The sequence below is a fragment of the Paenibacillus cremeus genome (assembly GCF_007786445.1).
In the GTDB taxonomy this organism is placed as follows: Bacteria; Bacillota; Bacilli; order Paenibacillales; family NBRC-103111; genus Paenibacillus_G; species Paenibacillus_G cremeus.
Genome location: NZ_VNJI01000075.1, coordinates 1 through 25,825, shown reverse-complemented (window position 1 = coordinate 25,825; position 25,825 = coordinate 1). Strand labels below are relative to the sequence as shown.

The window sequence follows — 25,825 nt, the reverse complement described above, 5'->3', positions numbered from 1 at the left end:
GGCAGGTTGCCTACGTGTTACTCACCCGTCCGCCGCTAGGGTCCGAAGACCCTCGCTCGACTTGCATGTATTAGGCACGCCGCCAGCGTTCGTCCTGAGCCAGGATCAAACTCTCCATTAAAGAAAAGCTGATTGAGCTCAAAATTTACTGCTAGCGAGAATTTGCATTCTCTTATTTATTGCACTCACTCGATGTTCAGTTTTCAAAGGGCAATTACTTGATTGTTTCTCAGCCGTTTCATGGCCGAGTCACAATGTACCACATCCAGTAGCATCATTGCAAGTCCTTCTTTTTTCCAGCCCAGAGAACGAATCTGCTTGGTACAGATGAAGAAACGACGCTTTGGTTTACTTGAATGTTCCAGCCGATCAGCGGCAGGAGTTACAATATATCACGATAGCAACAAGTATGCAACCGGTTTTTTTTTACAATTGAAAACCTCCCTCCTATATTGACGCAAACAAAAAAACGGTTGCCATCAGGCAGCCGTTTCGGGAAATCATGAATTTTCACTATGCTTTCAAATTCGTTAGTGACTGAATATATGCCAACGCCTTTTTCGCATATTCTATTGGGTTGGCTGCCACGGAGTCTTGTTCCGCTTCAATAACCAGCCAGCCTTGGTAATTCGCCTCCTCAAGCGCTTGAAAGACAGGAGCGAAATCAATCGCCCCGTCACCTGGAACAGTAAAAATCCCTCTTCTTACCGAGTCGTTAAAATTAATGGAGTGCTGCTGAACCTGATCTAAACTGGGTTGCCGTACATCTTTTAAATGAATATATTTCACGCGATCTCGGTACTTGCGAATTACTTCTGCCGCATCGACACCGCAGTAATACAGATGTCCCGTATCCACAAGCAGTGAGACCACTTCAGGATCCGTCCCCGCACACAAACGGTCAGTTTCCTCCATTGTCTCTACCCCAGTGCCGGTGTGAATATGGTAAACAAGCGTCATTCGATGAGCACGACAAAATTGTCCGGCGGCGTTCAAATTTTTACATAGCGACGCCCATTCTTCATCCGTGTACTTGCGGACTCCCAGAGCCGAACGGTCTTCTCTAGGATCCCAATGCACGGAGCCCCCACCGTCGGCCGTAACCACATATCGACAGCCCATTTGTTTCAGAAATAGCACATGCGCATAAAACTTCGATAGAGATTCTTCACTTGCCCTAGGATCCGAAAACAGAATGTCACACCACCCGGAGGTAAGCGTAAGATCTCGGCTCCCAAGCTCTTGACGAAGCCTGGAAACGTCCTTAGGATACTTGCGTCCGAGTTCCGTGCCCTTAAAGCCTAGCTCTCTCATTTCGTCCAATATTTGTTGAAAGGAGTAGTGATCACCAAGATCCAACATGTCGTCATTCGTCCAATTGATAGGCGAGATGGCCAGCTGGCAGTTATAAAATGTATTCATGCAGGGGATCCTCCTTATAGTCTTATTGATTTACCACCCTGAGCGGCGCTGTTATAACATAATTCTGCAATGAGAACAGATTTATAAGCATCTTCTGGAGTTATGCTAAATGAACGATTTGCTGCAACAGCGCCCAAGAAATCTTCATGCATCTGTACGTAGCCCCACTTCATATTACGCTCCAGGTTCTTCACATCGGTTATTTGAAGTGTAGTTTGATGTGAGCCGCAGTGCATGACACTGTCCAATTCCTCTGTAACAATCGTCGCATGATCACCCCAAAGCTGAACCCGCTCTGAAGGAAACGCCCATGATGCATGACCGTTCGAGCTCATGACGATGGACTGGCCCGTCGTAGTAGTAAAAATAAATGAGAAGTTGTCCTGCAGCGGATAATGGCATTGCTGCGCGACGCAGCGGATTTCAGCGATCTCTCCAACGAGGAATCGAACCATGTCGAACATGTGAATTGTCGTATCATACAAAAATCCACCCGTAAGCGCCGTGTTGGTGACCCATGGAGGTGAGGTCATATCTCCATCGTTCATAATAATGTTAGCAGAGCGCACTAGGAAGCCTTGCTGCAGCAGCTCCTTAGCTTTTGCATACACCGGCGCAAAACGGCGGTTGAAGCCGAGATACAGACGGTTTTGTTTACCGCCAAGCTCCGTCATAATTTCGTCAGCGTCTGCAAGGCTGGTGACGAATGGCTTCTCTCCAAAGACGATAGCCCCTTCCTTCAATCCGTCCAATATAACCTGTTTATGCTTCGTATTCGGGACCGTGACAAATACAATTTCGGCGCCGCCGGACTGAATCATTTCCTGAACATTCTTAAAAGCTTTGCCACCGTGCGCTTCGCAAAACTTGTTGCATCGATCTTGATCAATATCCGTCACGCCTACAAACTCGACGTCAGCACGTTTTTTTACCAAAGAAGCATGCAGCCCTCCCATATTCCCTGCGCCAACAACACCAATTTTCATTTTCTCATCACGCTCCAACTAAGTTTTATAAAATAAATGTTTAGTATTGCTTCAATTTAGGTTTACAGGAGGGATTAGCCTTTTTACAGTTCCCCCCATTTGGAGTGTCGGTTTCAGCACAATTTTTTTGGGTGTGGACGATGGATTCAGGTCCGTAATTAAAGAAATCGCTGTAGTCCCCATTTCGAACATGGGCTGGACAACACTTGTCATAGAAGGGGTAACGATGGATGATGCCCATGTACCATCAAAGCCCGCAATAGAAATATCATCAGGTACGCTGATTTCGGCGGTTCTCAATGCTTTCATTAATCCAATGGCTAGCATGTCATTAGAAACTAGGACAGCCGTAAAGTTCATCCCTTGTTTAGTCCATGAGCTGCCGATTCTTTCTCCGTCTTCAATACCCGGACCATCCGCATACATGATAAGGCGGTTGTCGGACAGCCCTGCTTCATCCATGCAAAATTGATAGGCTCGGATGCGCTCTCTAATGTCGTTATAGACAGAAGGCTCCGAGAGCATGGCAATACGCTTGTGCCCGGCTTGGAACAAGTGCTGCATCACAAGCTGTACGCCCAAAAAATTATCAATCACAACACAGTTGGTTTTGCCATCGAAATAATCGTTCCCAATTAACACGATATCTTCTACCTTATCAGCGATGGCATCAATCATTTCTTTGGATATATCCATGGCCAGTAAGGTATCTATTGAATATTGGTCGAGCAGCCGAAGCACGGCATCGATATCATGAGCGAGTAAGCTCAACGTAATAACGATCAGACCTTTATTTAAAACCATGGAATAAATCCCCTCAGCCACCTCGGAATAAAAGGGATTTTTAATATTGGGAACCAAAAGACCGATGACTTTGCTTTTCTTTGACACAGTGGGTGCCGTAATTGCAGATTGATAATCAAGCTGCTTCATCACCTGCCATACCTTCTCTTTGGTCTCCTGCTTAACGCCGGGCAATTCATTCAGGACTCTAGAAACGGTGGCAATTGATACACCTGCTGCTTTTGCAATATCAATTATGGTTGTTTTCATATTTCAACTAATCCCTCAGCTCATCATTTCCTTCATATTACCATTAGAAAAATTGCAAGTAAACATTTTACAGTAAATTTTCATGTAAAAAATACTGTAAATTTACATTTCAGTTGAAGCCAAAATTCAAAAAAAAATAGCCATACAAGCCATTCCGTTTAAACGAATGGCTTGTATGGCTATAAGCTCGATTCAATCTCCAGCTTGGATAATACGTACCGCCTTCTCACGAAGTGCAGCCAGCTCCCGTTCATCAGCTACACGATCCGTGATGACGGTATGGATCTGTTCCCACTCCCCAACGTGTGCGAACGACTTCTGGCCGAATTTGCTGGAATCCGCCAGCACATAGACTTGATCTGCGATTTCGATCATCTTTTGCTTGATCAGCGCCTGCATTTCGTTCGATTCGCTGAGGCCGCGCTCGGAGTGCAGCCCCTTGCAGGAGATGAACGCTTTGTCGACGTGATATGTCCGAAGCGAGCGCTCGGCAAGCGGCCCCACATAAGACAACGAGCGCGGGGAAAGCAGTCCGCCGGTGGAGATGACCTGCACCTTCTCCTTGCTGCTGAGCTCCATCGCCACTTTCAAGGAGTTGGTTAACACGGTCAACGGAACGTCGGGCAATATTTGCGCCATGTACCAAGCAGTCGAGCTGGCATCCAGGATGATCCGATCGTTCTCGTTGATGTGGCGGATCGCTTCAGCGGCGATTTTCCGCTTCTGATCCATGTTGGTTGTCTCGCGCTCCGGATAGGGCGTCTCCTGTACCTGCTCCGTCTTCAGACTGATCGCTCCGCCATGGCTGCGCATCAGCTTGCCCTCGCCCTCGAGCTTATCGAGATCCCGACGGATCGTCTCCTCAGTGACTTGACAAATGTCACTGAGCTCTGTCACCCGGATACTGCCCCGCTCGTTGACCAACTGCACAATTTTTTGCCATCTCTCTGCTACTAGCATGCCTTTCGCCCCGCTTCACCACTCGATATCTTCTATATATAATGAATGATTTAAGACTTTATTATGAAATCGGATAACCGATGACGGACATCAGCGCATTGGCGGGCTGTGTGGCGTCTAAGCGGCTGTACTGAACAATGACCGGAAGCGTGCTTTCAACCTCCATCGCATAAGGAACACCCTTAGGGATGTGCTCGCCATCCTTCTCCAGTCCGGAGGTGCGAATATGCTTCGTACGCCGGCCTTCAAGCTTCACCTCGATCCGTTCGATCGGCGGTCGGTCCTCAAAGAATACGGTAACATAAATTTGCGTTTCTTCCGCATTGCAATTCAGCACGCAGATCGACTCGTGGCTTTCGAGCTGTCCTGAGCTTTCCGGTGGAATATACCCGTCGGGGATGTACCACAGCAAATGGCCTTTAGCTAAGTTCGTTGCACTCATTGTTTCAGCTTCCTCTCTATAGGTTTTTCTTGAGGTTATCATACCATTCATTTTTGTTTTTGTATATTTTCTTTTGTTTGTTTTTGATTACAAAAAAAGCACACACCCCAAGAATGGCGATGTGTGCGTCCATGTCAAACCGCTTATGCAGATTTCCCTGTTTGCTTCCGAAGCAGCATCAAAAAGTAAGGTGCGCCGATGACCGCACATAAGATGCCGGCGGGGATCTCCCGGGGGATCAGGATAATTCGGCCGAATCGTCTCCCAAGCTCAAGATGTCCAGCTTGCGGTGAACGGCAGCAGCAGCACAATCCACGGCGTCAGCGCAGCAACGTGCTCCTACCCTCGCTCCCAGAGACTGCCTGCCAGCCACAGGAGTGCGGTATTGGCATCCGAGGCATGCTTGACCGTCAAGTACTGGATGCCCGCCGTGAAAATCGCGCTGATTCCGATCCCCGAAAGCGCCACCGCGGAAGGGCTCAAACGCTTGCCTGCGCTCAAAGCGGCAAGCAGCAGCCCGGCGAGTGCGCGCCTGCAAAAGCGGCGAAGGGCAGGACTCCCGGCGGCGACTTCGGAAACAGCAGAATAAAAATGACCGCTGCCAAGCCAGCTCCTTTGGTCAGTCCGATTACGTCAGGGGAAGCGAGCCGGTTGCGGATCATCCCTTGCAGCAGGGCGCCCGAAACCGCAAGCCCCGCTCCGACCATCATTGAAAGTAAAATCCTTGGGATTCGAAACTGTATTAAAATTAAAGATTGCGGCGAGTCAAGTATAAGAAGAAAGGTGCACCGATCATGGCGGTTACGATGCCCCGTACCCTGCTGACAGCGGAAGGGAATCGAACGCATATTTCCAAGTTTTTCACATACCTTGGTTGGCAATGGGGTACGCTACCGTTATTATAGATCATGTGCTGGGAATGGAGTATTTCATGTGAGCCATGGCGCCTACTGGTATCTAGGGATAGCCGTTTTAAGCCTCATTCTTCTGATTTACCTCTGCGTAAAAAAGCCTGCGGCTACCTGCTTGCTGATGTTTCTCATTATGGTTCAGCTTGCATACCTCATCGAATCGGTCATTTATATTTTTCTGGAAGGCTACGAGTACCATCCGAACCTCCTAAAGCACAGCGCATACTACGACAGCAATCTAGGGGCGATGGCCTCGAATATGCTCATAGTCCCTGCCCTGGCTACCTTATTGGCTGTTTTCAGGCTAAGAGTCTGGTGGTGGCTGCTTTTTATCGGGTTCCTTGCAGGGGTCGAATGGCTGTTTCTGAGGCTGAACATCTACACGCATCATTGGTGGCGAACTGCATACACGGCAATCGGGCTTGTGTTTTATTTTTGGACTGCTAAGGTGGTTTACTCCCATTTGCTCCGGCCTATGGGGAAGGGGCTTCACTTCGTGGTTTTGTTCCTCGCGACCGCACCGCTGCTAGGGACGTTCCATATTATTCCGATCATGTTTTTCCTTAACCGTTACTACCATCCGGGCTGGTTCGCCGATCCGGAGCATGACACGACAGCCTTCGCTTCGATTTATTATGTCAGCATCACGCTGCTCATCGCTGCACTGGTGATGTTGGGATGGCGGAGCAAGGGATGGAATATGGCGTGGATCATCGGCCTGGTTAGCGTCTTGACATGGATTTTGAACAAGACAGCCCTTCTCGAGAGCCGTACTTGGTGGGATCCTTGGTACTATATTTTGTTCCCCGGCGTGGCGTACTTATTTTCCGAGACCATCAGCAAACGACTGGGATTTCGATAGCTTGTCTACAAGGGAGCGTAGATGCAATGACTTCATCCGGATTAACGTTTGGGATTTATCCGTTAGGTGTGGCTGGAACACCAACAGGTCTAGCCGTAGGGCCGGAGGACAACAATGACCTGATTCAGCAAAGGCTTCAGGAGCTTCGTGGGGGAAATAAGACGGTCCATCCGAGAACATATGTGATTTTCTATGGACGTGAATCCGAGTCACGCATGCTGGCGGCGGCGGACCGATATTTTCATGCGGGCTTGCTGGGCGATTTGACGCTGGGGTGTCTTCAGGACCCGGATATTGATATGGATGGCTGGCGGGAGTTTATCCGCAAAATCCTTCGACAGTACGGCCCCCATCTGGCCTCGCTGCAAATTACGAATGAGCCAAACCTGACCTTCATGGATGGCGCCAAGCCCTACGTTCAGCAGGCGTTGGTGGAAGGCGTCGTCGCTGCTAAAAGCGAAGTACGTCAGCTGCAGCTCGATGTCAAAATCGGCTTCGGTTCCGTGCCCACCAGCCCTGTGACGATTCCGCGGTTTTGGGAAGGCCTGGCCCAGCTTGGCGGGGAGCGGCTGCTTGATGCGATTGATTTTGTCGGGCATAATTTTTATGTGGATGTGTTTGAGGAGCCGATGGACGTCAGCGATGTCCCGGCTTCTGTGGAACGGACGCTGCGGTCTTTTCGCGAGACTGATCTTCCGCTCTGCGGCATTCCTGCCTCTATCCCGATTCGCGTGACCGAGAATGGCTGGCCGACCGGGATGAACCCTTTTATCCAAAAGGAACGGACGTATGAGCAGCAATGTCAGGTGCTGGAGACGGTCATTCGAACGGTATACCGGCTGCGAAATGAGCTGAACATCACCCATTACGAGCTGTTCGGACTGCGGGATGCGGATAGCTCCAAAGATGATTTGTTCCATCAGTTCGGGATCGTGCGTGATGATTATTCGCCGAAGCCGGCCTTCCAGGTGTACCAGCGGCTCATTCAAGAGCTGGGCAACTAGGGCTCCGACGTCCAAAAAACGCTTCTCCCTCCTTGGGGAAAAGCGTTTTTTCGTGTTGCTGGATATTAAACTTCTATGATCTGCACGGTGCCGTCTGGAAACGCCACTTCTATCTGAGCTCGAACGGATGGGGCGGCTTCCGCTTCGTTGTTCCGCAGTCGGATTTGGAGAGGCGCATCGGTATCGGAACAAGCTCGGAAAACGGTGATAAATCGGGTTTCTTTCACGCCGCTGCGTCTGCGAATGAGCGTGCTGCGCTTGCCGATGGACGGCATGGCCGGCGATTCCGCTACGATTACGGCTTCGCCTGTATTGTCCGGCTGCTGATGAAGAGCGTAAACCTCAAAGTGGTCTCCGCGGTGCTCCCCGTCGTCCCATCTCCAGGCCTGCATCCAGACTTCGCCTTGTCCTGCCTTCCACTCGCTTACCGGCTTCAAGTACTCGTATCCGTCTTGTGTGCCGATTTGTAGTTCGGATGCAGCCTCGACGGACTCCTCCGGATGGATGTGGACACCCTGCGTATGTACGAACCAATCGACCTCTTGCTCCTGCTCGCATCGTACGTCAAAGACATCAAGCAGCACCCGATCCGTCAGCACGCACTGCCTGCGCAGGTATGCGCCCGGGTACGCTTCCTCCGTCTCTGTTGCGAGCAGCAGCCAGCCATTGTTCAGCCGCTCCGCCTTCACCATGCGCCCTTGCGCTTCCGCTTGGGATCGGCCGCCGATCGTCACGGTATTATGCGCCGCCGTCTGCTTGAAGTAAGCCTCGTGCATCGCATTACCGTACGGCAGCATACCCGCGTCGGTAAGCCACGGATGGCCTCCTGCGTAATAGAGCAGATTTAGCTTGTCGCGATGCCCGTGATAGCCCCCATGCTCGCCGTAGTCGATCATCGCTGCCTGCGAAGAAGACGGCTGCTTCATATAGATCATGCCGGCTTTGGTCAGCTCGGTGAATTCAGGCTCGGAGGCCGTTGCTGTGCTTCGAGAACGGTTGCATACGTCATCTTCGCCAAACAGTAGTGCATTGATCGAATCCCTTCGGGAAGCGGCAACGATCTCCCGGCCTACATTGAAAAAACAGCTGGAAAACTCGAATAATGCCGCGTAGTCGTACACATTCACCGTGCTCGAATCATGGACAGGCGGCAGCGTGCCGTCCGGGAACATGCTTTGCAGCGGTGCCCGGAACATCGATTGAAACCGCTCGTGCTCATGCAGCGGCATCCCCATCGTCTGGGCGGCCAGAACGAGCTGCACCTGAGCCTCCAGCGTGTAAAAATGGTAGCCCCATGCCCCTTCGTACCAGAAGCCGTCATCCGACAAGCTGAACTCCATTTGAAACTCAAACCCGTTCTCAGAATCCCGTACCGCCTGCTCCAGCTGCTCTCTCCGGCTTGTGGCCGCTGCGATCCAAGCTCTTGCCGCGTTGTGATACGACTGCCAGTTGGACTTGCGCATCGGATTGCCGTCGAGCAGCGGAAGCACCTGAAGCAGCAGATCCCGCTCGATCATTTGCTGCTCCGTTTCGGTCAAGGCATCAAGCTGCTTCAACATGCAGTAGGCCTGCGCCATCGGAATGAGCCAGCTCGACTCCGAAAGCGTCTGGCACATGACCTTGCCCGACAGCTTGGACGCGCCGCCATGGCGGTCGTGCAGCTGAAACTGCGCATAGTGCGCCGCGTAAAACAGCAGCACCTGTTTGGCCCACGCCGCCGCCCGGGCTTCGCCCGTGATGCCGTACAGCAGCGCCATGAGCCTCGAGCCGGTGCTGTAGGACACATGCTCGTGCGTGACCGCCACCTCGTCCCACGGGCTCCCGCTCCAGACACTGCCGCAGGTCGGGCACCGATGATGATGCCGATCAAGCCGCTCCAGCCGGTCGCCGTCCTTAGGGCAATTGTAGTTATGGCTCCAGCCGCCCTCCAACAGCGGAATATCGAAGGGACGCGCCCAGCGCTGCTCGGCTTGCTCTTGGAGCTTTGCCAGCGCCTGCTGCGCCCATGCCTGCGAGCCGCACTTGTCCCGCAGCGCTTGGAAAAATGCCGGACTAAAGAGCGGGCTGCCCGCTGTCGTCTTCACTCTGCGGTTCCTCCCGTTAAGCGATAGAACGTCATCGCATTGCCGCCATACACGGCAGCTTTCTCTTTGACGCTCAAGGTCTCAGGGAGCGCCTGCTCCAGCACATCGATCACCTGATCGTAGCTGGCTGCCAAAAGACATACCGGCCAATCGCTGCCGAACATGACGCGGTCCTTCCCGAACACCTCTACAATATGCCGGACGTACCGGACAAAATCTTCTGGCTTCCAACGCTGATGGTCCGCTTCCGTCACCATGCCGGATAGCTTGCAGTAGATGCCCGGATGGGAAGCCGCCTGCGCCATCTGCGTGCTCCAAGGCTCCCACTCGCCTTCGGCGATCTGAGGCTTGGCAATATGATCGATCACGCCGCGCAGGTTCGGTACCAGCTCCAATAGCTTGAGTGTAGCCAAAAGCTGATTCGACTTAAGCAGCAAGTCGACCGGGACCCCCTCAGCTGCGAAGAAGCGAAGCGCCTCGATGATGTTCGGCTCCAGCACTTCCTCTGCATTTTCCATCGCTTGAATCATGATGCGGAAGCCGACGAACTTCGGATTTCGCTTAAATTGCTCATACTGCGAGCGATAATCTGGGCTAGCCAAATCGATCCAGCCCACGACACCAACAATACGGTCATGGCGGTCAGCGAGCTCCAGCATAAACTCCGTATCGCTTAGCGTTGGCGCAGCTTGGACGACAATCGTCCGGTCGATCCCCTTCGCATCCAGATGCGCCTCCAGATCCTCCGGCACAAAATCCCGATAAATCGCTTTCATATCGGGTGAAATCCAATCATAGTCGCCGCGTTCCAGCTTCCAGTAATGCTGATGTGAATCGATTCTCATCTATTGCCCCTCACTTTTCATCAAAATGGATCGCCTGATCCTATGCATCAGCCGCACAGCGGAAGCCGATGTTTCCGGTCGAGCTGTCTGGCGTGTTCTTGCTGCGGGCTGCGACTCTATAGCGGTTGCAGTACGATTTGTGGCACAGATACGAACCTCCGCGCAGCACCCGGTTTTCCCCCTTCGGCGGACCGACCGGATTCTCACGTGTTGCTTGGATGTGATACGTCGGGCTGAACCAATCGGAGCACCATTCCCACACATTGCCCGACACGTTATAAAGTCCATAGCCGTTCGGATAGAAGGAGCGCACCGGCGCAGTCCCTGCGTAGCCGTCACTGGCGTTGTTTTTCTCCGGGAATTTCCCCTGCCAAATGTTGCAGTAATGCTCACCGTTCGGCTTCAGCTCATCGCCCCAAGGGTATCTTCGCTGCACCAGTCCGCCTCGGGCCGCGAATTCCCATTCCGCTTCCGTCGGAAGCCGCTTGCCGGACCATTTGCAGTAAGCCATCGCATCGTTAAAGGAAATATGAATAACGGGATGATCCATGCGGTCGTCTATATTGGAATCCGGCCCTTCGGGACATTTCCAGTAGGCGCCGTCCACCCCGAGCCACCATGGGGTTTGCTGCACGGAGCCCCTCACCTTCTCGGCCGTCTCAGGCGATACGAACAGGTGAAACACGAACGACCAACCAAACGTCTCCGCTTCCGTGACATAGCCGGTAGCTTCCACGAAGCGGCTGAACTCCTCGTTGGTGACCGTGCATGGATCGATATAAAACGGTTTCAAGGTTACGGATCGAACAGGGCCTTCTCCGTCTGCCGGAAAGCCTTCCCCATCATCCGTTCCCATCAGAAACTCGCCGCCGGACAAATAAATCATGCCTTCTTTCGAAGCCTGGCCTGCAGCGATCTCAGGGACCGCCGGGCTGGCTGCCGCCGGTTCGCCGACTTGGGCATTTCCGCCCTCTCTGCGCGCAGAGCAGCACGTCGGAATTACATTAAACTCGTTCACGGGAATCCCTCTCTTTGGGTGCCAAATTTAAGTTGCGTTTGTCCCATTATACAACACTTGTCCCGTTTTGGGACCGGATTCTAAATACAAATAACCCGTAGGACAGCACTTTTGTCAAAGTGTTCATCCTACGGGTCACAGTTCGCTCTAGCCTACGGAAGAAGGTTGGCTACCGCCGCGAGATCGATGATATTGATGACGCCATCGTTATTCAAATCCAGGTTCTTATTCCACTGCGGGCTGCTCGATGTGAGGCCATAAGCTGCAGCCATCATTCCAAGGTCGCCGATGTTCACTACGCCATCGCCATTCACATCGCCCGGTACAAATGGAATGTTGACCGAAGCGGCGCTCGCTGTTGTAACATCTCCCGTTCCATTAGCAAGCTGGGCTTGTGTGATGGAGACCGTAGTGCTGGAGACGGCACCGCTCCCCTTGACCTTCCAGTTCAGCTTGATCAGCTGATCGTCCGCAGTTATTGCCCCGCTTGCTCCCAGACCTGCAGCCATAATCCGTACTTTTCCAGGGATGCTGGTGTCGGTTTTGATGATCGAAAGCCCGGTCTTCAAGGCGTCTGCCGACACGAACTCCAATATGCCCGGATCATACTGGAAGGTAATGTCTTGGGCAAAGATGGCCGAGGCCGGATCGGAAGACAAATGGCTCAAGCCATAATTGATGCTGAATGACTGATGATCGGCAGCCATTTGAGCACTGCTAAGGGTTGCGGCAATCGCTTGGCCGGAGCTAGAGCCTGCTCCTGACCCCGAGCCTTGCCCTGGCTCTTGGCCACCTGCTTGGGATGGAGCGTAAATTTTCACATTATCAATGTAATGTCCACCTGCAGAGCCGTTAGGCGTATACGCTTCGAGCAGCGAAATCGAGCTGTTGGTTGCGTAGAAGGCCGCTTGTTGAATTTTCAGCACACCATTAATATACACATCCACTTTCTTTGCCGCGATATCCACTACGACTTGAACGGTATACCAGGTTCCCGCAGTATAGGAGGACAACACGGTGTAAGAGTCCCCGGCATTGCGGTAGCTAATATTTCCTCCATTCGTCTCAATGGATACGGCTGGAGTCGTACCACCCAGTGCAGGCTGTAATCGCAGGATTTTCGTGGAGTTCACTTTAGTCGGCTGCATAAAATCCACTTGCGCAATTACCTTTTGCGTTTGGGCGGTGAAATTTTTGGAAATCTGTGAGAAGCCCGAGGTAGACGTGTCGTTGATAAAAATGCTCTTGTTCGTCGCATTAGGCGTATTGCTGATTTGAACCGTCCCGCCTGCTTCGGAAACGACATATCCCGCAGGACTTACTCCCGATGCTTGATCATCGAAATTGTCATTCACAATCAAGCTCATGCCTAAAGTGACATCTGCCGGAGCCACAGGCTTGGCAGCCGCTTGACTGGAGTTTGGGCTCTCGCCTCCCTCGTTCACCGTTGAAACGACATAGTAATAATCCGTTCCGTTAGTGACCGTTGTATCCTTGTAGCTCGTTCCCGTAACGCCGCTTGTAATCTCGGTATAGGGTCCTCCACTGGTTGTACTGCGCTTGATCTTATAGGAGGCTGCTCCAGCTACGCTCCTCCAAGTAATCGTCACCTGTGCATTGCCTGCTGACGCGCTCAAATTCGTTGGTGCTGCTGGAGCAACGACCACGACGATCGCCGGCGTCACGCTGGCTTGGGAAGAGTCGTCTCCCACGCCAATATCATTTGTAGCACTAACCACGTAATAGTATGGCGTTCCAACGGTAACGGAAGCATCCGTATAGCTGGTGCCCGGAGCTTGAACCGTCGTCAGTGTCTGGTAGCCGCTTCCATTCACTGTACTGCGTTTTACGGTGTAGCTTGCTGCTCCGCTGACTGCATTCCACTTTAGGCTAACTTGGCCGTTATTGGTTGGTGTCGCCACAAGTCCACTGACTTTGGCTGGAGCTGTCGGCACCATGCCCTCCGTACTGTAGCCGGTGGTCAGCAGCCAGTTGGACTTGTTCCAAGTCAGCTTACCAGATCCGGAGCCATCCGAGGCCGTCAGTCTTGCGATCAATGTAGAAGGGTCGTCCGGTGTGTAGGTGTATGGCAACTCCGTCATCCCGCTCCAGGAGAAGGCGATGGGCGGCGCAGGCACCGGTGCAAGCGGACTGCCTTCTGTATCGCTATTGCCTCTGAACGTCGTCCCATCCATAGAGTAGATCGTATCCCGTGCCAAAATTTTACCCGTGTAATTCGCTTGTGCAGGATCCACCTGATTGTTGCGGATCGGATACACGACATCAATAATATGCGAGTTCTCCACCAGAACCGCTCCGCCTTCTGTAGAAATCGCGCCGTTGCTCGTTACGCCAAAATGATACCCTTTGGCCGTAATCGCTGCAGCTTGTTCTGCGGATATGCGTCTGCTCGCTTCTCGATTCCCCGCGCTGTCCATGACGATGTTGTAAGCGTGGGCATTACCGCCTCTTAACCGAGGCATACGGTCGTTCACATTTTGATAGTAGTTATGGTGAAGCGTAACCTGGAGATTCGGATTCTTCGCATCAAACTCGGTAGCACCGACCAGATGCTGCTTCTTTTGACCCGCCGAAACGGCGATAATATCCGCTGGTGTGAAGCCCATGTCTCTCAAGCCATTGTACATAGGGTAAGCGGATCGATTGGCTTCCATCGCATTGATCTGCTGCGTAACCCAGCTGTTCGCGCTTCGGTCGTCGCCTTTAAAGTTGGACCAAGAAATCGTCACTCCGGAGGCACCTTGCTTAATATCGATCCCGCCGTCATACGATTTGTAGAAGGTACAATGATCGATCCAGACCTTCGTGTCATCCTCAACCGTCATGTAGTCCCAGTCTTGCTTGTCATAGTTCCCTTTCGTCGCTTCGTCCCACTCCCACAGCTCATCGAACTCCAAATTGCGGATGATGATGTTGGAGCTGTGCTTAATATCCAATCCGGCATGCTTGATCTTGGAGCCGTTCGCAGAGAAAATCGTCATGTTCGTAACCGTGTCCAAATAAACTTTGCTGACCCCGGTTACTTTGAGCACGGGATGTGTAAGCGGTGCTGCATTAGTCACGATCAAAGATCCCGCAGTGCTCTTGGCTTCTGCGGAAAGCTCGTTCCAGCCCAAGTTCAGATCGTTCATGATCTCAACCACTTTATAGCCGTTCTTCCGGTTAATCGCCTTGGCAAAATCGGTGTCGTTATACACTTTAATGTACTTAGGATCCGTATCTGGAATATTGCCTCCGCCCGTCGTTCCGGAAGCAAAACCGGTCAAATTATATGCGTCTACGGAACCTGCCGGTACTGAAACCACAGCATTCGGTGTCGCATTCGCCAAGCTTGCTGTGCCTTCGCCAGCTCCGTTGACTGCAGCTACTTTATAATAGTACTTCGTGCCATTCGTTACTTGCGTATGCAAGTAGCTGGTTGCAGTAAGTCCGCTTGCCAAATTCGTGTACGTTAATCCGTCCGTGCTCCATTGCACATGATACGAAGCAGCCCCGCTGACGGCATCCCAGCTGAGGGTTACCTGGCCATTTCCCGCTGTCGCTCTTACATTCGCAGGAGCAGCCGGTGCTTGAGGCGCCGGTGTAGTAGCTGTCGCTTCGTTCGAATTCCCACTGTTGCCAAACGAATTCCCTGCCACTACCACATAATAATAAGTCGTAGCCGGGGAAACGTTACTATCTGTGAAGCCGGTGCTGGAGACGGTGCCGATCGATTGGTAGCCGCTTCCCTGGGTTGTGCTGCGGCTCACGTTATAGCTGGATGCGCCTAATACGGAAGGCCATGTCAGCGTCACTTGACCGTTCGTTGCTGCCGCCGCTAAGCCGCTTACGGCCGTCGGCGGTGTGCTAGGCAGAGGAGCGCTGGCAAGCGAAGAGCCTAAGTTTACGCCGCCTATGCCGGCTCCAAGCAGATCGCTTCCTGCAGCCAGCTTTAAGAAGCTGCCGATATTCGGGGATCCATCCGGATTACGAAACACGGCTGGATTCAAGCTTACGAAATCGTCATCGCTCGCCACTAAGCTTTTGGCGCTCGTGCTTTTATTATTTTTCCACCAAACGTTAGAGCTCTGAACATCCGTTCCGCTGGTCTTGTCGCTGGAGGTTCCCTTGTAGGACAAGTTATTGGTAAAGACGTGCGTTCCTTCGTCAAAGGCAAAGTTGCTTTGGCCGTTGCTCCAGGATGTATTGTTCGTTAACGTAATCGAGCCTGGATTGCTGTTATAAGTAAAGCCATGCTTCTTATTCTGGAAGGCGATGGAATTTTCTACAATGTGATTGACCGCAATTTTGTCCCCGCCGAGTTTAAAGCCATTGCCGTCACTGCTGGTCGTTGTATTGCCATCTGAGGTTTGCCCGTTATGATAAGCGATGCTGTTACGAATCGTAACGACTCCAATCGGTCCTGTGGCCGACTTACTAAACAAGTCCCATCCATCATCGGTATTCCAAGCCGAAATACATCCGTCAAATACGTTGCCTGGTCCAATCGTCAGCTTGGCGGCAAAGCCGTCAGCGTCCTCTCCGTTATCCGGATCGAAGTTATCGTGCGAATAGGAATTGATAATTTCGTTATAGCTAGGCCAATCGCTCATGGTCTCCGCTGTGGAATCGTATCGGCTGATCTGGAGGCCGGAGTCTTTGTTGTGGTGCGTTTCGACATTTTCGATCCGGTTATAGTTGCCCCCGATGAAAATCCCGTTATCTCCCGCTCCTTTCACTTCGATTCCCTTCACATACCAGTAATGTCCATTGATTTGTAATCCACGGTTCGCCGGATCAAAAGCCATAGCGGAAAAATCGAGAACCGGCTTCTCCCCATCGTAAGCAAAAATTTTCTTGCGGGCGCTCACCGAATCCCCACTGTTGTCCCGAGCAATCAAGACTGTGGTGGAGTAAGCGTAGGTACCGCCGCGCATGTAAATTGTCTTTCCCGCCGCTATTCTTGTAATCGCGGAAGTAAGCGTCGTCGGGCTGTCGATCGTCCCTGTATTGCTATCCAATCCGGCCGGTGCAACGAACAAATCTCCCGCCTCAGGCACAACGGCCGCTGCCACCGGTGATGCATTGATCCATAAGATGCTTGCCGTCATAAGGTTCCAAACAAGTGCCAGGCATAGTACAAAGCTTAAAGAACGCCGTTTACTCATGACTTCCCCCATCTGTGCCGAAATTTTTTGAAGCCTTAGGAGAGAGCAGCCCGAATGGACGGATAGCTCTCTCTCCCCATGATGACTGAATACTATAACTGAGATTAAGGAATCAAATTGGCAACAAAGGCCAAGTCTATGACATCTACTTTGCCGTCCTTGTTCACATCGGCTTGCTTATGCGAATCCCAATCTGAGCTGCTGGACGTTAGCCCATAAGCCGCTGCAACTACCCCCAGGTCACCAATGTTCACAGCCCCGTTGCCGTTTACATCACCTGGAATCGGGTTGACGTCTACCGAAGCGGAGGCTGCCACTGCTTCTGTAACTACCCCTTGGGCATCTGCTAATTGAGCGGATAGGATCGAAACAAGGGCGGATTTGGTGAGCGAGAGGTTTTTAGCCTGCCAGTCCAGCTGAAGCAAATCCCCATCTCCGTTCACCGCGTTCGCTGCTCCTTCGCTGATGGCGACTACACGCACCTGTCCTGGAACCGTCGTATCCGTTCGTATGATCGTTAATCCAGATTTAAGCGACTTAGCGGAAGTAAACGTCAATGCGCTTGCATCAAACTGGAATACGATCTCTTGTGCAGTGATGGAAGGGGACGTACTCTCGGCCACATGGCTTAAACCATACTTCAGGCTTAACGTTTGACCGGAGGTCACCTGCTGTGCACCGCTTAAGGTCACACTTGGAACCACAATGACCGTTTGGCCGGAAAGAGCAATGGTGGCCGTACCTTTCACCCCGGAGCCGTCTTGGGCTGCTGCCACTACCTTTACCGAACCATCCTTCACGGCGGTAAGGAGACTGCTGCCGGAAATCGTCGCTTTATCGGTCGCCGTTACACCGTCAGCTTCAAATACGGACCATGTGACTGCCGAGTTGGTTGCATTCGCCGGGGTTATGGCCGCGTTCAGCTGCAAGGTGCCGCTCTTCGTCGTAATGGCACTGCCACCGCTGACCGTGATGGAGCTAACGTTAATGACAACTACCTGGCCGGAGATTACAATGGTGGCCGTGCCCTTCACGCCTGATCCGTCTTTAGCCGCAGCTACTGCCGTTACTGTGCCATCCTTCAACGCCGTAAGAAGGCCTCCGCTTGTGATAGTTGCTTTATCCGTCGCTGTCACTCCATCGGCTTCGTATACGGACCATGCAACGGACGCGTTGGTTGCATTTGCCGGAGCTACGGCCGCGTTCAGCTGCAAGTTACCGCTCTTTGTCGTAATTGCGCTGCCGCCGCTTACCGTGATGGAGCTAACCAGCGTCGCCGTCGTTTGGCCGGAGATCGCAATCGTTGCCGTGCCCTTCACTCCGGAGCCGTCTTTAGCCTCAGCTACCGCTGTTACTGTGCCATCCTTCAACGCCGTAAGGAGGCCTCCGCTTGTGATGGTTGCTTTATCCGTTGCTGTCACTCCGTCGGCTTCGTACACGGACCAGGTGACCGAAGCGTTCGTAGCATTCGCCGGAGCTACGGCCGCGTTCAGCTGCAACGTGCCGCTCTTCGTCGTAATCGTGCTGCCGCCGCTCACCGTGATAGAGCTAACCAGCGTCGCCGTCGTTTGGCCGGAGATCGCGATCGTTGCCGTTCCCTTCACACCGGAGCCGTCTTTAGCCGCAGCTACCGCGGTAACGGTGCCATCCTTCAACGCTGTAAGGAGACCGCCGCTTGTGACGGTTGCTTTATCCGTCGCTGTCACTCCGTCTGCTTCGTACACGGACCATGTGACCGAAGAGCTCGTAGCATTCGCCGGGGCTACTGCCGCGTTCAGCTGCAAGGTGCCGCTCTTCGTCGTAATGGCGTTTCCACCGTTTACCGTGATGGAGCTGACAGGAATGGTGCTTGGAGTACCTGTACCTGCCGTGGAATCGAACAATACGGTCGTTGCATTGCCTTGGCTATCAATGTTAGCAATCTTGATGTTATCGAATTCAATGGTCGCCGCCGTAACGGCTAAACCGACATAGGTAGAGCTGGTTACCGTATTCGAAGTATCAGTAACATTCGCAGTGAATGCGGTATACGTAAAGCCGTCCGTTGAATAGGAGTTCTTGAATACGTTACCCTGTCTGACCATCTTCAAGTAAATAGGGCCACTTTGCGCAGACGCTGTGCCAGCAACACTTCCCACTGAAGAGCCAAACCGCTTATACCCCGATAAAGTAGCACTTGTAAGCGAATTCGCGTTTGCCGTGTTGTAAATGGCGAGTACCGAATTATCTACATTCGTTAATCCATTTTTCACCATTAAAATTGCTTTGCCTTGTGAGATATTGATGGCGGGCGGAGAAGACCCGGGCTCGACACCCACATTGCTTATTCTAGCTGAAATCATAAAATCGCCAGTTACAGGAACGTTCAGGAAGTAAACCGAATCCCCTTTATCCGTTGCCGGAGCCGTCGGACTGGATTGAACCTTCCCTCCTCTTGCTTGCATGGTGAGCTTGCCGTTGGAGTAAGTATAGCTCTGCTGGGTTACTGCTGAAGTGCTTGTATTCCCTCCGTTCATTGCCGCCTGATTAGCCTCAGATAATGGCGAGATAGAATCTGCGAATGCCACAGACATGAAAGCACTTGTCCACGTACTCAGCACTATGGTCGAAGCCAGCACTAGTCGAGCCAGCTTCTTGTTCATTGACGATCTCATGGGATCGCGTCCCCTCCTAATTCGGAATTCATTTGGAGTTCAAGCTTGCATTTGAATTTGATTTAAGAAGCGCCCGTGTCATCACCTCCAGCAAAAATACACGCACCTGTTAATTTATAAACTTGGCATACTGCAGCATCCGTTTTAATACCACCGCAGCTTCAGCACGTGTTGCGTTCGAGGAGGAATCAAACACGGACGCACTCTTACCGTTCATAATCCCGGCTTCGACGGCTTGTGCTACGGCATCCTTAGCCCAGCTGCTGATCGCCTCCCGATCTGTGAATGCCTCCAGCTGCTTCGCATCGGCTTTCTTCAGCTTTCCGGCCATACTTAAGGCCCGGCTGATCATCGCTGCCATTTGCTCCCGGGTAATATTCGCGTTCGGTGCGAAGCTTCCATCCCCAAGCCCGTCAACGAGGCCTGCTTTGGCTGCTGCCCCGACAACACCTGCATACCAGTCCGTGGAGGTAACATCCTTGAACCTGGCGGTCTTGTCCTCTGTAAGCCCTAAGCCCTTCGCCAGCAAAGTAGCAAATTCCGCCCGCGTGATTTGGCCTTCCGGAACAAACGTCTGCTCTGTCCGGCCGTTGATCAGGAGCTTGGAAGCCAGCAGCTGGACGTCGTCCTTCGCCCAATGCCCCTGCAGATCGGCAAACGTCTTGGAGCTCTGAGCAACAGTGTAAATACTGTTCCCTGTACGCATAATCGTGGCTACCAGCTTGCCGTCGATCGTCTGAAACAAAGTTGGAACAAACGTCAGCTCACCTGTGGTCGGATTGTAAATCACCCCAGTGGCTTTCATTATGTCAATACCTGCTGGAAGCTCCACACTTCGAGATATATAGGTCGTTCCAAAATCGGTTACATTGACGGTCTTCCCATTGCCTTCAGCCACAAGACCGAAATCGATAGCATCGCTCAGCAGCTTGAGACCGGACTTCTCCGCGCTGGAATTAACCTGCTGTGCGGAAGAACCGCTTACTTTTTCAATCACCACGCTGATCTTGACATCCTTGATATCCGACCCTAATTGCTGTGCCAGCTTGGGGACATCCAGAGCTTGAACTGGGAGACTGTAGGTGAATGTATCGTATTTTACAGAAACGACGGCATTGGGAGCCGCTTTACCGGCGTCGGATAAGGAAGTACCGGGCATTTCCACCTTCCCTGCCCCGCCTTGTCCCGTAATGACGATGCTAATGTTTTTAACCTCGCTTCCGCTCGATTGCAGCATTTGAATGGCACTGGAGAAGCTGCTCAGATCGATGGAAACCACGGCGACCTCTTTGCCGTCCGCTGTTCGGGAGTTTGTCGGCGCGGGAGTGTTGATTTGCACCCCTTCTTTAGTAGCAGAAACACCCGGAGACTGCGGAGAAGCATTCGTATTGCTTGGGGTATCGCTCGAACCAGGAGGGCCTGACGGAGTTGGTGGAGGCGTACCCCCCGTGCCGCTCGATTGATTCACAGTAACGGAAACGGTATTTCCTCCAACGATCTCCTGAGACGGTGCCGTCTGGGAACCTACCTTAATAACAGGCAACAGTCTACTCAGCTTCACCGATGCCGTTCCAGAAGCGATCGCCTCAAAAGTGTAGCTCGCTAACGCAAAGCTCCCGCTCTGACCAGGTGTGTTCATTCCTGTTTTGGTGTAAGCATATGTCACTACATTCCCCGCAACACTAGGACTCATCGGAAATCCATCGCCTTGCAAAGCGCGTGCTCCCTTAAACCGCAGCTTAGAAGTATCAAACTCTAACTCACTATGAAAGCCGTATAAATTGACTACATTCACCCCCGTGAGCGTAACCGTCCATTCTTGATTCAATTCATTCAATTCTAGCGTGCTGACGGTGGAGGACAGTGTATAGGTGGGTTCTGCTGCTGCTTGAATGCCGCCAGGGAGTACGGGCAGGATGAATATAAATAAAGCCAGTAAGGTTGCAAAAAGCTTATGTTTCATTGACCTTGTCCTTCCTTTCGTTCTGATGTGCCGTTAGATACTCGAGTATGCTTTGATCCAAACCTCCTTAGGTGATTGTTCTTGCACACCTTTACTATAAGGGCGCCGTCAGATGACATATATAATCATTCACTCGAAAAAACAGATAATTCCGCGCCATCCCACGCTTCCAGACAGGATCTAAGCAAATGATTATTGTGTAATCCTTAAAATTCGTATGCGTATTTCCAGAAATACAAAAAAACCGCCAACCCAAAGGTTAACGGTTTTCGTATAGTGCCTATGGCCGCGGCTTAGTTAAGACTTGCTTCTGGTATTCATCCGTATATTCCTGTATGATCCGGCTGCCGCCTTTTTTCTCCCAAGCCTCAATTTCCGCTCGAAAGCCTGCCGCATCCATCCGGCCTAAAATATAGTTATAGGTTGCATTCGTTATGATTTGCTGCAGCTCGTCCCCCAAATCGTCAAACGTTGGGGAGAGTAAATTTTGCGTGGGATCGCGGATCAATATTTTCTCATTATCCTCAATCAGCTTATTGACCTTCGTGGTCAAAGAATCCACGGATTCCGGCTTCGCACTCAGCAAATTCGTATTGTGCAAGCTGCCAATCATCAAAGTATATAAAGGGAGCACTTCTGTGTCGTGAAGCCGGAGGCGATTCATTTCTGGGGTTCGGATGACCTTCCCGTCTTCGAGTACATAATGCTCGCCCTGAATCCCGTACTTCAATAAATTACTGACATCCGCGTCCATCGACCGATCGAAAAAAGCAAGAATGCTTTTCAGCTCATCCACCGTTTTAATGGAGCTTTTGGAAAAAAGAAATACCCCGCTATAGCTCGGAATCGACCATATGCCATCCCCTTTGGGACCAGAAATTCGGTTTACAGCACTCAGCTTGGCATTCGGATTTAATTTACGAAGCTCATCCAATAAGCGAGGGGCATCCGCCAGGCTGCCGATGTAGACCCCAGCTTTACCGCTGATAAACGCGAATCGTTGGACCTGCTTGCTGGTAACGGCGAAGTCACTGTTCACCAGATTCTCATTTACAAGCTTCCGCATGTAATCCATTGTCTGCATATATTCCGGCGTCTTGAAGTCAGGTACCGCCTTGCTTCCACTGACGGTCCAATTATTGGGCGTGCCAAAGTAAGAGCTGAGTGTTTTAAACGCTCCGAAGGTCAGATCGCTTCGATCCGATAAGCCAATGGTATTTTGTAAGCCATCCTTGTCGGGGTCATTGTACGTAAATTGTTTCAAGACTTGGTAAAGCTCATCCACGGTTTCCGGTTCTTTGAGGTTTAAATTATCCAGCCAATCCTTCCGCAGAATCACACCTTGCCGGGACGGGGGACGTTCGGCATACAAGCCATAAATTTTGTTATCTACAGCCGTTTCATTCAAAATGGATTCATTCAAAAGCTTTAAGTTCGGGTACGCGTTCAGATAAGGCCCGATTTCCCAAAACTGGGATGACCGAATATCATTTTTGATCGCCGCGTAATCGGTCTGACTGAAAAAGCTGACTTGTTTTAACGCGCCCGTCCTCATGGATTGGATTAATTTCTCCGTATAAATATCAAACGGCACCCATTCAATGGACAAATCCGTCTTTGTTGCCATCTCAATCTCTTCAATGATTTTGTCGGCTGGAGGCTGTGTCTGATGCAGCGGCACCATCATGCTAATTTCAGGACGCTTCTCCTCTTTTGCAGAGGTCTTGCGCTCACAAGCCGTCAGGAGGACAGCAGCGGCCATCATGAGGATAACTAACCATAAATGACTTTGCTTGATAAACGTTTTGACTGAAATCATGGAAAGCTCACCCCGCGCAGCTACAAGATAGATAGTATTATATCAGACGAAAATCGTGAATTGGTTAGAAATTCAAAAGAGGTTAAATAAAGCTTACTTCTGTCATTGACTTCCACCCTTAGAATAGGTAAATATATTACTATTAAAGTTACTATTCTCCCAACTTGGTAGAAATGAGCGGAAAATCATGAAAAAATACAGCTTCCTTACTAAATTGACCTTCTTTGGCTGCATCTTAAGTATATTTCCTGTCATTTTTATCGGCATGTTCTCCTATTTCCAATCGACTAAAGAGATCCAGAAACAAGTGAATCGCGGACAACTTCAGATGCTCGGCCAAATCAACTCGAATGTGGAGCTCGTTTTACGTACCGTAAATCACGCCTTCGATCAGCTGGTTAGTTCAACCGTGATGATGAAAGTGATGAATGAACCGTTCTCATCGGATAACTTCATCTTATATAAGGATTTGCGGAAAGAAATCAGCAGTACACAGTCCTTTTACTCCAAATTGCAGGATATCGTGATTGTCAACCTCAAACAGAACTGGATGATCAAAAACTCAGGCTTTTATCGATTTGACAGCTACCTGCATCAATCCGAAATCGCCGGTCAAATGCAGCTTCCGAACACGCTTTCCTGGGAGCTGAATCCCAGTGAATGGTTTTATAGCGAGGAAGCCTCCAACTCGATTGCTTGTCCGTACACTATCAGTTTAGTGAAAAAGCTCCCGGACCAAAAGGTGGATAAATTTGGCCTGATCTTTGCCAACCTTCCTACCTGCAGTATAGCGAGTATGATCAATTACAAACCAAGAGAGTTTGAAGAAATCATGATCCTCGATGATAAACAGCGGATCTTATTCCATAGCGACCAATCTAAGATCGGCCAAAAGGTGAACGAAGCCGGGTTATTCCCCTCCCCCGCGTCCACCTTATTCAAGCAATCCGAAGGCCAATTCCAAACCGAACTCAACGATCAGACGTATGCGGTCTCCTATCTTCGTTCGTCCTTCAACAACTGGATTTATGTATCGGTGATTTCAATCGACAGCTTGACCGAGGATTCCAAAAAAATCGGCCGATATACCACCATCGTATGTTTAATTATTGTTGCCATCTTCATCATGATCGCTTGGCTGGGCTCCCGTCGAATGTACAATCCGATTCGCAGTCTGATGAAACAAATTGGCGGCAAAACGGTCTCAGCTCAGCCAAGGTTCAATGAATTTGAACTGATTAGCAGCAGCGTGCAAGACTTGTTCCAGTCCAAATCACAGCTCGAGGATGATGTCCGCCGTCATATGCAGCAATCGCTCACATTCTTCCTGATCAAGCTGTTCCATAGCGGAATTCGGCGACAAGAATTAATCGAAAAGCTGGAGCTGTTTGGGTTTAAGCAGAAGCTAGAGGCATGGCGTTTCTTATCGGTCATTACTCTGCAAATCGATACTCTGGACAATACCCGATATAAGAAAGAGGATATGGATCTGCTGCTGTTTTCCATCAGTAACATCATCGATGAGCTCGTGCCGGAGAAGGATCACCTGCCTTCAACATACATTGACCAGACTATGGTCACCCTGATTGGCGGCAAAGAAGACAGCATGGAGATGTTCAATCAAACGATCTATGCGATTACAGAATCGATTCAGCGCAGCGTAGAACAGGTTTTGAATCTGCGGGCCAGCATCGGGATCAGCCTCCCCTTCTCGGATTTGAATCATGCCTCGATCGCTTATCGGGAGGGTCTGGAAGCGCTTAAGCACCGGATCTATTTAGGAGATCGAGTTATCATTTCCTTTGCCAACATCAATGCGGGCAAGCCCAGAATCCACATTGAATATCCACAGCTGTTGGAAGCCGAGCTGTTCGATGCCGTCATATTAAGTGATACCGCCAAATCAAGGGAAGCGCTGTCCGCCTTTATTCATTCGATTTTTAAAACCGAAATGACGCCGCAAGAATATCAGTTTTGCTTTGTTCGATTCCTAAATAATTTAATGGTCAATATTCAGCAGGCAGGGATTTCGCTGAATCAGCTTCAATACGGTAATGGATCCCTCTATGAAGAGCTGACTCAACTACAATTCGCAAGTGAAATCGAATCCTGGTTCTGGTCTCGGGTCCTCGAGCCTTTGATTCAAGTCTTTCAGAATCGGAAGAATTCTCAATTCCATAACATTTCGGAAAAAATGATCGATATGATTCATAACAACTATACTACTCCACTGTCCATCGAGAGATGCGCCTCCGAGCTGCATTACAATGCCAATTACTTAAGCAGCGTATTTCGAAAAGAAACGAATCTGACTTTCGGGGAGTACCTAACCAACTATCGTCTGACAATGGCGAAAAAATGGCTGGCTTCGACAGACATGACCATCAAGGATATGGCGGAGAAGCTGCAGTATGGCAACCCGCAAAACTTTATCCGCTCCTTCCGCAAGCAAGAAAGCGTCACGCCCGGCCAATATCGAGAGGCGTCTAGAAAATAGACGGTTATACAGCAAATCGAGTAGGAGGGGGCGGCTAGCCCCCGTCCTCTCACACCACCGTACATGCGGGTCCGCATACGGCGGTTCCAAAAGGTTAACAAAGTTCCAGATAACGAGAAAGTAAACTTTTCAGCCCT

Annotated in this window: 16 protein-coding genes, 1 rRNA gene and 1 pseudogene; 3 read left to right on the top strand and 15 right to left on the bottom strand. The window is 51.0% G+C overall.

Annotated features, from left to right (window positions below; genetic code table 11):
• From FPZ49_RS33030 to FPZ49_RS37160, 8 genes and pseudogenes are all read right to left on the bottom strand, one after another.
• A 16S ribosomal RNA gene (locus FPZ49_RS33030) occupies positions 1-121 on the bottom strand; the annotation flags it as partial.
• Between the two features lie 392 nt (positions 122-513).
• Positions 514-1,422, bottom strand: a complete 909-nt coding sequence (iolE, locus tag FPZ49_RS33025) for a myo-inosose-2 dehydratase (RefSeq protein WP_144854672.1) — start codon at positions 1,420-1,422, stop codon at positions 514-516.
• A gap of 14 nt (positions 1,423-1,436) precedes the next feature.
• Positions 1,437-2,408, bottom strand: coding sequence for a Gfo/Idh/MocA family protein (locus FPZ49_RS33020; RefSeq protein ID WP_144854670.1), 972 nt, complete (start codon positions 2,406-2,408; stop codon positions 1,437-1,439).
• Positions 2,409-2,459: 51 nt separating this feature from the next.
• On the bottom strand, positions 2,460-3,461 hold the full coding sequence (locus FPZ49_RS33015) for a LacI family DNA-binding transcriptional regulator (protein WP_144854668.1): 1,002 nt from the start codon (positions 3,459-3,461) through the stop codon (positions 2,460-2,462).
• 192 nt (positions 3,462-3,653) lie between these two features.
• The gene (locus FPZ49_RS33010) at positions 3,654-4,421 is read right to left on the bottom strand and encodes a DeoR/GlpR family DNA-binding transcription regulator (RefSeq protein ID WP_144854665.1); all 768 of its coding nucleotides are present in this window, start codon (positions 4,419-4,421) and stop codon (positions 3,654-3,656) included.
• A gap of 61 nt (positions 4,422-4,482) precedes the next feature.
• The gene (locus FPZ49_RS33005; protein WP_144854663.1) at positions 4,483-4,863 is read right to left on the bottom strand and encodes a sensory rhodopsin transducer; all 381 of its coding nucleotides are present in this window, start codon (positions 4,861-4,863) and stop codon (positions 4,483-4,485) included.
• Between the two features lie 143 nt (positions 4,864-5,006).
• Positions 5,007-5,174, bottom strand: a complete 168-nt coding sequence (locus tag FPZ49_RS37775; protein WP_144854661.1) for an iron chelate uptake ABC transporter family permease subunit — start codon at positions 5,172-5,174, stop codon at positions 5,007-5,009.
• 28 nt (positions 5,175-5,202) lie between these two features.
• A pseudogene (locus tag FPZ49_RS37160) lies at positions 5,203-5,570 on the bottom strand (iron chelate uptake ABC transporter family permease subunit).
• A gap of 226 nt (positions 5,571-5,796) precedes the next feature.
• Here FPZ49_RS37160 and FPZ49_RS32985 point away from each other — a divergent pair.
• Together FPZ49_RS32985 and FPZ49_RS32980 are read left to right on the top strand one after the other, a co-directional pair.
• On the top strand, positions 5,797-6,636 hold the full coding sequence (locus FPZ49_RS32985) for a hypothetical protein (RefSeq protein WP_144854655.1): 840 nt from the start codon (positions 5,797-5,799) through the stop codon (positions 6,634-6,636).
• A 26-nt stretch (positions 6,637-6,662) separates the two neighbouring features.
• On the top strand, positions 6,663-7,640 hold the full coding sequence (locus tag FPZ49_RS32980; RefSeq protein WP_144854653.1) for a hypothetical protein: 978 nt from the start codon (positions 6,663-6,665) through the stop codon (positions 7,638-7,640).
• A 65-nt stretch (positions 7,641-7,705) separates the two neighbouring features.
• Here the strand turns inward: FPZ49_RS32980 and FPZ49_RS32975 are convergent, their stop codons facing one another.
• From FPZ49_RS32975 to FPZ49_RS32940, 7 genes are all read right to left on the bottom strand, one after another.
• A complete protein-coding gene (locus FPZ49_RS32975; protein ID WP_144854651.1) occupies positions 7,706-9,724 on the bottom strand; it encodes a heparinase II/III domain-containing protein in 2,019 nt (672 codons plus the stop codon).
• The gene (locus tag FPZ49_RS32970) at positions 9,721-10,569 is read right to left on the bottom strand and encodes an amidohydrolase family protein (protein WP_144854648.1); all 849 of its coding nucleotides are present in this window, start codon (positions 10,567-10,569) and stop codon (positions 9,721-9,723) included. The genes FPZ49_RS32975 and FPZ49_RS32970 overlap by 4 nt, the downstream gene beginning before the upstream one ends.
• 40 nt (positions 10,570-10,609) lie before the next feature.
• A complete protein-coding gene (locus FPZ49_RS32965) occupies positions 10,610-11,587 on the bottom strand; it encodes a formylglycine-generating enzyme family protein (RefSeq protein ID WP_391563900.1) in 978 nt (325 codons plus the stop codon).
• A 152-nt stretch (positions 11,588-11,739) separates the two neighbouring features.
• Complete coding sequence (locus FPZ49_RS37945; RefSeq protein ID WP_449289948.1) at positions 11,740-16,755, bottom strand: pectate lyase family protein; 5,016 nt, start codon at positions 16,753-16,755, stop codon at positions 11,740-11,742.
• A gap of 104 nt (positions 16,756-16,859) precedes the next feature.
• On the bottom strand, positions 16,860-19,409 hold the full coding sequence (locus FPZ49_RS32950; protein ID WP_144854646.1) for a beta strand repeat-containing protein: 2,550 nt from the start codon (positions 19,407-19,409) through the stop codon (positions 16,860-16,862).
• A gap of 109 nt (positions 19,410-19,518) precedes the next feature.
• Complete coding sequence (locus tag FPZ49_RS32945; RefSeq protein ID WP_144854645.1) at positions 19,519-21,372, bottom strand: S-layer homology domain-containing protein; 1,854 nt, start codon at positions 21,370-21,372, stop codon at positions 19,519-19,521.
• 280 nt (positions 21,373-21,652) lie between these two features.
• Positions 21,653-23,191, bottom strand: coding sequence for an extracellular solute-binding protein (locus tag FPZ49_RS32940; RefSeq protein WP_144854643.1), 1,539 nt, complete (start codon positions 23,189-23,191; stop codon positions 21,653-21,655).
• 187 nt (positions 23,192-23,378) lie between these two features.
• Between FPZ49_RS32940 and FPZ49_RS32935 the strand changes: the two genes are divergently transcribed.
• Positions 23,379-25,688 carry an AraC family transcriptional regulator gene (locus tag FPZ49_RS32935; protein ID WP_144854642.1) on the top strand — a complete coding sequence of 770 codons (2,310 nt, stop codon included), beginning with the start codon at positions 23,379-23,381 and terminating at the stop codon, positions 25,686-25,688.
• Positions 25,689-25,825: the final 137 nt, after the last annotated feature.

Coding starts and splice junctions, on each gene's coding strand:
- iolE (WP_144854672.1), bottom strand. CDS start 1,422: ATGAATACATTTTATAACTGCCAGCTGGCCATCTCGCCTATCAATTGG.
- FPZ49_RS33020 (WP_144854670.1), bottom strand. CDS start 2,408: ATGAAAATTGGTGTTGTTGGCGCAGGGAATATGGGAGGGCTGCATGCT.
- FPZ49_RS33015 (WP_144854668.1), bottom strand. CDS start 3,461: ATGAAAACAACCATAATTGATATTGCAAAAGCAGCAGGTGTATCAATT.
- FPZ49_RS33010 (WP_144854665.1), bottom strand. CDS start 4,421: ATGCTAGTAGCAGAGAGATGGCAAAAAATTGTGCAGTTGGTCAACGAG.
- FPZ49_RS33005 (WP_144854663.1), bottom strand. CDS start 4,863: ATGAGTGCAACGAACTTAGCTAAAGGCCATTTGCTGTGGTACATCCCC.
- FPZ49_RS32980 (WP_144854653.1), top strand. CDS start 6,663: ATGACTTCATCCGGATTAACGTTTGGGATTTATCCGTTAGGTGTGGCT.
- FPZ49_RS32970 (WP_144854648.1), bottom strand. CDS start 10,569: ATGAGAATCGATTCACATCAGCATTACTGGAAGCTGGAACGCGGCGAC.
- FPZ49_RS37945 (WP_449289948.1), bottom strand. CDS start 16,755: ATGAGTAAACGGCGTTCTTTAAGCTTTGTACTATGCCTGGCACTTGTT.
- FPZ49_RS32950 (WP_144854646.1), bottom strand. CDS start 19,409: ATGAGATCGTCAATGAACAAGAAGCTGGCTCGACTAGTGCTGGCTTCG.
- FPZ49_RS32945 (WP_144854645.1), bottom strand. CDS start 21,372: ATGAAACATAAGCTTTTTGCAACCTTACTGGCTTTATTTATATTCATC.
- FPZ49_RS32940 (WP_144854643.1), bottom strand. CDS start 23,191: ATGATTTCAGTCAAAACGTTTATCAAGCAAAGTCATTTATGGTTAGTT.
- FPZ49_RS32935 (WP_144854642.1), top strand. CDS start 23,379: ATGAAAAAATACAGCTTCCTTACTAAATTGACCTTCTTTGGCTGCATC.